Annotated in this window: 7 protein-coding genes; 2 read left to right on the top strand and 5 right to left on the bottom strand. The window is 61.4% G+C overall.

What is annotated here, in order from left to right:
- Positions 1-183 precede the first annotated feature (183 nt).
- Positions 184-1,533 (top strand): NupC/NupG family nucleoside CNT transporter, encoded by a 1,350-nt coding sequence (locus NTW95_10765; GenBank protein MCX6557894.1) that lies wholly within the window; start codon positions 184-186, stop codon positions 1,531-1,533.
- A gap of 114 nt (positions 1,534-1,647) precedes the next feature.
- Here the strand turns inward: NTW95_10765 and NTW95_10770 are convergent, their stop codons facing one another.
- From NTW95_10770 to NTW95_10790, 5 genes are read right to left on the bottom strand one after another with little or no spacing between them, the layout of a single operon-like run.
- Complete coding sequence (locus tag NTW95_10770) at positions 1,648-2,169, bottom strand: GyrI-like domain-containing protein (protein MCX6557895.1); 522 nt, start codon at positions 2,167-2,169, stop codon at positions 1,648-1,650.
- Positions 2,170-2,229: 60 nt separating this feature from the next.
- Positions 2,230-2,916 carry a YjjG family noncanonical pyrimidine nucleotidase gene (locus NTW95_10775; GenBank protein MCX6557896.1) on the bottom strand — a complete coding sequence of 229 codons (687 nt, stop codon included), beginning with the start codon at positions 2,914-2,916 and terminating at the stop codon, positions 2,230-2,232.
- 4 nt (positions 2,917-2,920) lie between these two features.
- Positions 2,921-4,258 carry a thymidine phosphorylase gene (locus NTW95_10780; GenBank protein MCX6557897.1) on the bottom strand — a complete coding sequence of 446 codons (1,338 nt, stop codon included), beginning with the start codon at positions 4,256-4,258 and terminating at the stop codon, positions 2,921-2,923.
- A gap of 21 nt (positions 4,259-4,279) precedes the next feature.
- Positions 4,280-4,957, bottom strand: a complete 678-nt coding sequence (gene deoC / locus NTW95_10785) for a deoxyribose-phosphate aldolase (protein MCX6557898.1) — start codon at positions 4,955-4,957, stop codon at positions 4,280-4,282.
- Positions 4,957-5,358 (bottom strand): cytidine deaminase, encoded by a 402-nt coding sequence (locus NTW95_10790; GenBank protein MCX6557899.1) that lies wholly within the window; start codon positions 5,356-5,358, stop codon positions 4,957-4,959. Before NTW95_10790 ends, deoC begins: the two co-directional genes overlap by 1 nt.
- 201 nt (positions 5,359-5,559) lie before the next feature.
- Here NTW95_10790 and NTW95_10795 point away from each other — a divergent pair.
- A partial coding sequence (locus NTW95_10795) for a DUF3857 and transglutaminase domain-containing protein (protein MCX6557900.1) occupies positions 5,560-7,260 on the top strand: 1,701 nt, incomplete at its 3' end.

The following is a 7,260-nucleotide window of genomic DNA, read 5'->3' on the forward strand; positions in this document are numbered from 1 at the left end:
CAAATTAGCGTTCCCTACTGCGGGAAATCTTAAATGCCTTTGTTTAGAAAATTTGAATTTGTGATTTTGAATTTTTCATCCACCGAGTGCAGTAAGCAGTGCGCAGTCAACCTAGTTTTCTTGAATTTTAATTGCACTGTGTCTATGATTGTTTTTTAAAATCCGACCTACTGCAGGTGACCGATGAACATGATCTCTTTGCTCAGGGGAGTTTTGGGCCTGTTTCTGATCATTGGCATTGCCATAGTTTTTTCCAACAACCGCCGGCGCATCAGCTGGCGGCTGGTTTTCAGCGGCATCGCCATCCAGGTGGTGTTCGCCATCTTCATCCTCTACAGCGATACGCTGCGCTCGTGGTTTACGCCGCTGGGCTGGCCGAAGGCGGTCATTTCCTGGCTGGGCGGCGCCATAGTCAGCCTGCTCGGTTTCACCACCGAGGGTTCGAAGTTCGTCTTCGGCCGCCTGGCCGTCAACTCGGGGCCGGACAGCCTGGGCATGTTTTTCGCGTTCCAGGTCCTGCCGACGATCATCTTCGTGGCCACGCTGACCTCGGTGCTGTATTACCTGGGCATCCTGCAAATGGTGGTCAAGGGCATGGCCTGGCTGATGGCCAAGCTCATGGGCACCAGCGGCGCCGAGTCGCTTTCCAACACGGCCAACATCTTCGTCGGCCAGACCGAAGCGCCGCTGCTGATCAAGCCCTACATCGGCGCTATGACCAACTCGGAGATCCTGACCATCATGATCGGCGGCATGGCCACCATCGCCGGCGGTGTGATGGCCGCCTATATCCAGATGCTGGGACAGGCTTTGGCCGAGGTGCAGAAAATCCCCCTGGCCGAAGCCCAGATCCGCTTCGCCGTGCAGCTGCTGGCCGCCAGCGTCATGGCCGCCCCGGCCTCGCTGGTCATCGCCAAGATCCTTTACCCTGAAACCGAAATCCCCGTGACCAAGGGGACGGTGCGCCTGAAGGTGGAGAAGAACGCCTCCAACTTCGTCGAGGCGGCGGCCACCGGCGCCGGCGACGGCATGCAGCTGGCATTGAACGTCGGCGCCATGCTCCTGGCCTTCATTGCCGGTATTGCGTTATTCAATTATCTGTTCGTCGGCCTGGGCGACCTGCTGCACGTCAACGCCTATCTTATAGCCCACTTTGGAATGCCCCTTTCGCTCCAGCTCATCTTCGGGGTGGTGCTGCGCTACCTGGCCATCGGCATCGGCGTGCCGGTGCGCGACGCCTTCCATTTCGGCAGCCTCCTCGGCACCAAGGTGGTCCTGAACGAATTCGTCGCCTATATCGACCTGGTCGGTATGATCAAACAGGGGCTCATCAGTCCCAAAGGCATCACCATGGCCACGTACGCGTTGTGCGGTTTCGCCAATTTTTCCTCGATCGCCATCCAGATCGGCGGCATTTCCCCCATGGCGCCGCACCGCAAGAAGGACATCGCCGCGCTGGGGCTCAAAGCCGTCCTGGGCGGGTCGCTGGCCACACTGATGACCGCCACCCTGGCCGGGATATTGCTGGGGTAGGGGACGGAAGAATTGAAAAAATCGGTAGGGGCGACCCGGCGGGTCGCCCTGGGATGAAATCGAAAAATACAGGGCGATCCATCGGATCGCCCCTACGCAGTCCTCGGTTTTGCGTTATTTCTTCTCGACCGGCCAGTTGATCTCGGTTCTGAGCTCTTCTGGTTTTACCGCTTGCGGGTTCATGTCCAGGTATTTTTCGATGCACGGACCGGCCGTTTTATAACCGTTCTTTTCTATGAATTCGAATATCTTGCCGTAGGCGTCGCCGACTTTTTCATAAGGCCCAACATACAAATAAACGGCGATCTTGGTGGCTTTGCATTCCCCTTTCAACAGCGGCGCGGCCACGGCGGCGTCGGCACCGACGGGGAAGCCCAGCCGCCATTGCAGCTCCTCCTCCTTGACCTGGGCGGGGGAATTGAGGTACATGCCGAAGAAGTTGCCGATCGGCGCCAGCCCCTGCTGGAAGAATGACTGCATGAACACTCCGATCTTGGCCGGGATCTGCGCGTACGAACCGCTGCATTCCAGGTAGGCGTAAGTGAATGGCGTCGTATCCTGGATGACGACTTCCTGGGCCGGCAGCAGGATTGTCATAATCGAAAGGGCGACCATAAGGAACAGCGCTTTTTTCATTTCTCCTCCTATGATTGCCGATTATCCGTCCCGAGGCCGGGAATTGTCAACTGTTTAAGGTCAAAGCGCTGGAAATTCTCCAATCGCACCGATGATGAATGACGGCGCCGGGCCGGCAGGGGCGGGAATTCCCTTGGGGTTGAGCCAGCAGAAGTCCATGCCGGCGTTGCGCGCCGCGGCCATGTCCGATGTCACGCTGTCGCCGACGTAGAGGACCTCGCCGGGGTTCACGCCGATCTTGGCCAGCGCCGGCGCGAAAATGAGCGGATCGGGCTTGGCGACGCCGACCTCCTCGGAAATGACGATGGCCTTGAAAAAGGGGGTGATGGGCGAGGCGGCGAAGCGCTTATTCTGGACGGATGCGATGCCGTTGGTGATCAGGGCCAGGGGGAATCTTTTCGCCAGTTCCCGCACCAGGTCCAGCGCTCCGGGGAGCAGCTGCGACTGGTTCGCCAGGGTTTCCAGGTAGAAGGTGCTGACCCGTTCTAAAGGCAAGTCCGGGATCGCCAGCTCGGCGCTCAGGCGGCGAAAGCGCTCGACGCGCAACATCGCCTGGTCGGTTTCGCCGCGCTCGAATTCCTGCCAGACGTCGCGGTTGTGGCGGCGGTAGACGGCGATGAACGCTTCCGGCGCGCCGGCGATGGCGAACTCGCGGCAGCAGGCCAGTAGGGCGGCGCGCTCGGCCCCGGGGTAGTCATAGAGGGTGTCGTCGGCGTCGAAGAAGATGGCTTTGTACTCTTTTTTCAAGTGTTCAGTAGGGCCAGGGGGTGATCCCCGTCTTGTCGGCCAGGTGCAGGACCATCTTCGGCTCGGCGACCGGCTTGCGGCTGAAGCGGATGGCCGCCCCCAACCGCTCGCGCACCGAGGCCAGCAGCTCCGGCCGGTCGGAGTGGACGGTCACCAGTTTCTGCCCCTTCGCGACCTTGTCGCCGACATTGGCATGGAAGACAAAGCCGGCACCGTGGGCGACGGCGTCCTCCTTCTTGCGGCGGCCGGCGCCGGTGTCGATGGCGGCCATGCCCACGGCGAAGGAGTCGATGCGCGCGATCCAGCCCGCTTGCGGCGCCAGCACATCCTCCTTGAGCCGGCTGGTGGGAAACAGGGAATAGTCTTCGCAGACCCGCCCGTCGCCCCCTTGCGCTTGGATGAAGCTCCGGAAAACGGCCAGCGCCCGGCCCGAGGCGATGGCGGCCTCGAAGGTCTTGACCGCCTGGTCAAAGGGCAGCTCCTGTCCGGCGGCCCGCAGCATGCACCAGCCCAGGGCGAAGGTGACCTCGAGGATGTCGGCCGTGCCGTTCCCCTTCAGCGCCTCGATCGACTCGATCATCTCCAGGGCATTGCCCACGGTCCGGCCGAGCGGCTGGTCCATGTTCGAGATGATCCCGAGCGTGGGGCGGCCCGTCTTTTCGCCGATGGCCACCATGGTGCGGCACAGGCGGATCGAATCCTCCTCCTCCCTCATGAAGGCGCCGCTGCCGGTCTTGACGTCGAGCACGATGCCGTCCGAGCCCAGGGCGAGCTTCTTGCTCATGATCGAGGAGGCGATCAACGGGATGCAGCTGACGGTGGCGGTGGCGTCGCGCAGGGCGTAGAGCTTCTTGTCGGCCGGACCGAGGTTGTCGGTCTGGCCGCAGATGACCATGCCGGTGTCGGCGAGGACGGCGCGGAAACGGTCGAGGCCGAGGAAGACGTTCATGCCCGGAATGGCCTCCAGCTTGTCCAGCGTGCCGCCGGTGTGGCCGAGGCCGCGGCCTGAGAGCATGGGCACGCGGACGCCGCAGGCGGCGAGCAGCGGGGCGACGACGAAACTGATCTTGTCGCCGACGCCGCCGGTGCTGTGCTTGTCTATCTTCTTGCCGGCCACGCTGGCCAGGGGAATGCGGTCGCCCGAATCGAGCATGATCTCGGTCAGGTCGGCCAGCTCGCGGTCGTTCAGGCCGCGGATGTAGACGGCCATCAGCCAGGCCGCGATCTGGTAATCGGGGATTTCACCCTTGACATAGCCGTCGATGACGAAGGCGATCTCGCCGCGCTCGAGCTCGTGCCCGTCCCGCTTCTTCGATATGATTTCATACATGCCGTTAGCCATGGTTGTCCTTTGGGTCCAGTTTTATTTATTTTCTAGGGCCAGTTCCTCGACGATGGCCATGCTGGCGCTGAGGCCGAGGCGCGAGGCGCCGGCCCGGATCAGCCGCCGCGCCTCATCGAGGTTGCGGATGCCGCCCGAGGCCTTGACGCCGATGTTGGCGCCGACCGTCCGGCGCATCAGGCGTACATGAACTGGGGTAGCCCCGCAGGGGCCGAAGCCGGTCGATGTCTTGACGTATCCGGCCCCGGCTTCGACCGCGAGCTCGCAGGCAGCGACGATCTCCTTGTCGCTCAGGAGGCAGGTCTCCAGGATCACCTTGACCAGCGCCGGGCCGCTGGCTTCGACCACGGCGCGGATGTCGTCGCGCACTAAGTCGAACTTTTTATCGAGCAAAGCGCCGATGTTGATCGTTGTATCGATCTCGGCGACGCCGTTCTTCACCGCCTCCCCGGCCTCAAAGGCTTTGGCGGTGCCGGTGCCGGCGCCGAGCGGGAAGCCGGCCACGGCGCAGACCAAAACCCCGCTGCCCCGGAGTTTCTCGAAGGCAAAGCGCACATAGCCGCCGTTGACGCAAACGGCATAGAAACCATACCGGCGCGCCTCGGCGCAGAGGTCGGCGATCCGCTTCTCGCCCGCCTGGGGGCTCAGCTCGGTGTGGTCGATCATCGTGACCAGTTTTTCCCTGTCCAATCCGGCCATCACTTTCTTTTCTTCAGGTGGAAGATGAAAGGCACGAGCTCGCCGACAGTGGTGGTCAGGCATGCGCCTTTGCGGTTGGCCATGTGGACTTTCACGGCCGGTGCGGCGAACTCGGCGATGACCTGGCGGCAGGCGCCGCAGGGGGGGAGAAATTCCTCGCTCTCGCCGATGACCAGGATCTCACGGATCGTCTTCTCCCCGGCGGCGACCATGGCGAAGATGGCGTTGCGCTCGGCGCAGCAGGTCAGGCCGAACGAGGCGTTTTCCACGTTGCAGCCGGAGTAAATCTTGTTGTTGCCGCTCAAAACGGCCGCGCCGACTTGGAAGCGGGAATAAGGGGCATAGGCATTGGACCTGGATTTTCGCGCCGCCTTCAGTAATTCTTTTTTTTTGTCCGCCATGTTCCTCCAACTATTCCGCTTCCGGAATCGTATTAACTGATTTTAATGAAGCAGGGAAATTTAGTCAAGCGCTGTTTAAGATGTAAGGCTTTGGTAAAAAATGGCTGTGTGCTAAAATGATTTTTTGCCATTGCCCGGGGCAACGGATAACGACCTGTTCTTGACGTTGTCTCCGGCTCGAAGTGAAAACGGAGGTACGCCATGAGAAAAACGCTGAGGCTCGTTTGCTTGCTGCTGCTGATCGTTCTCCCGGCTTTAGGCCAGGAGGATTTGCCGAAGGCGCTGGCCGGCGCCGGGGAGGCCAAGGATTTTCCCGGCGCTCCCTACCTGGTCGTCTTCGACCGCAGCTCGGTGCGGGTGGAGGAGTCGGGGCTCAGCCATGTCGACAAGGAAGTGCTGTACAAGGTGCTCAACGCCGAGGGAGCCAAGACGCTGCAGTCGTTGACCTTCGGCTACGATCCGTTGTCGGCCTACGTCGAGGTCAAAGAGATGAAGGTCTTGCGCGCCGGCGGCGCGATCGAGAGCGTGCCCTTGACCGCGGTCAGGGATTATCCCGCCCCGGCCCGCGCCATTTACTGGGGGGCGCGCGAGATCATCATCCCGGCCGGCCGCCTCGAAGCCGGCGACGGCGTCTGGGTTAAGACCTCCCAGAAGGGCTTCACCTACGCCCTGCTCGGAGCCGAAGCGCCGGCCGGCGTCCAGGCCGACGAGCGCTACGCGCCGCCGATGAAGGGGCATTTTTACGACATCGTTCCCTTCTACGCCGACGTGCCGGTGCTCTTGAAGAGCTACCAGCTGGCCCTGCCGGCCAGCAAGAAATTGCAATTCGAGCTGTACAACGGCCAGGCGCGGCACTACGCCCACCTGCAGGGAGACCAGACCGTGTATTTCTGGGAGATGAAAAATATCATGCCGTTCAAGGGCGAGGCCGACATGGTCGACCTTTCCGATGTCGCGCCCAAATTGCTGCTTTCGACCTCGCCCGACTGGCGGGCCAAGTCGTTGTGGTTTTACAAGGTGAACGAGGATTACGGCTCCTTCAGCTTCGACGACGAGATCAAGGCCAAGGTGAACGAGATCGTCCGCGGCGCCAAAAACGACTGGGAAAGGATCTCGCGCCTGACCCACTGGGTGGCCGAGGAGATCCGCTACTCGGGGATTTCCATGGGCCCGGGCGAGGGCTACACCCTGCACAAGGGGACGATGGACTTCCGCGATCGCTGCGGCGTGTGCAAGGACAAGGCGGGCATGCTGATCACCATGCTGCGCGCCGCCGGCTTCGAGTCCTACCCGGCGATGACCATGGCCGGCTCGCGCATCGAGCGCATCCCGGCCGACCAGTTCAACCACTGCGTCACCCTGGTCAAGATCGACGGCAAGTACCATCTCCTCGATCCCACCTGGGTGCCGGGGGTGCGCGAGCTCTGGTCGTCGGCCGAACAGCAGCAGGAATACCTGATGGGCGTGCCCGAGGGGGCCGATCTGCAGTCCACGCCGCTCAGCCCGGCCGAGAAGCACTTCATCCGCTATCGACTGGATTCGGTCATCCACGCTGATGGCTCATTAAAAGGGCGCATTGAGGTGACAGCCGAAGGCCAATCCGATTCTGGCTTGCGCCGGATATTCAGCCGCTACCCGATCACCCAGTGGCCGGCCGAGTTACAGAAAGAATTTTTCCGTCTGCACCCTGAAGTGCGCATAACCAATCTCGAATTTCCCGATCCCTATGACATATCAAAGCCCATGCGCGTGGCTTTCAGGATTGAGATCAACAGTTATTTGAAAAAAGGGGAATCGGCTGTCCATGTCAGGCCGCTGACTGCCTTTTTGCCCTTCCAGAGCGTTCTGGCTTTTCTGCGCCTGGACACAACCTTGACCGAGAGGAAATATCCTTTCCGCCTG

It is taken from the genome of Candidatus Aminicenantes bacterium, assembly GCA_026393795.1.
GTDB lineage: Bacteria > Acidobacteriota > Aminicenantia > UBA2199 > UBA2199 > UBA2199.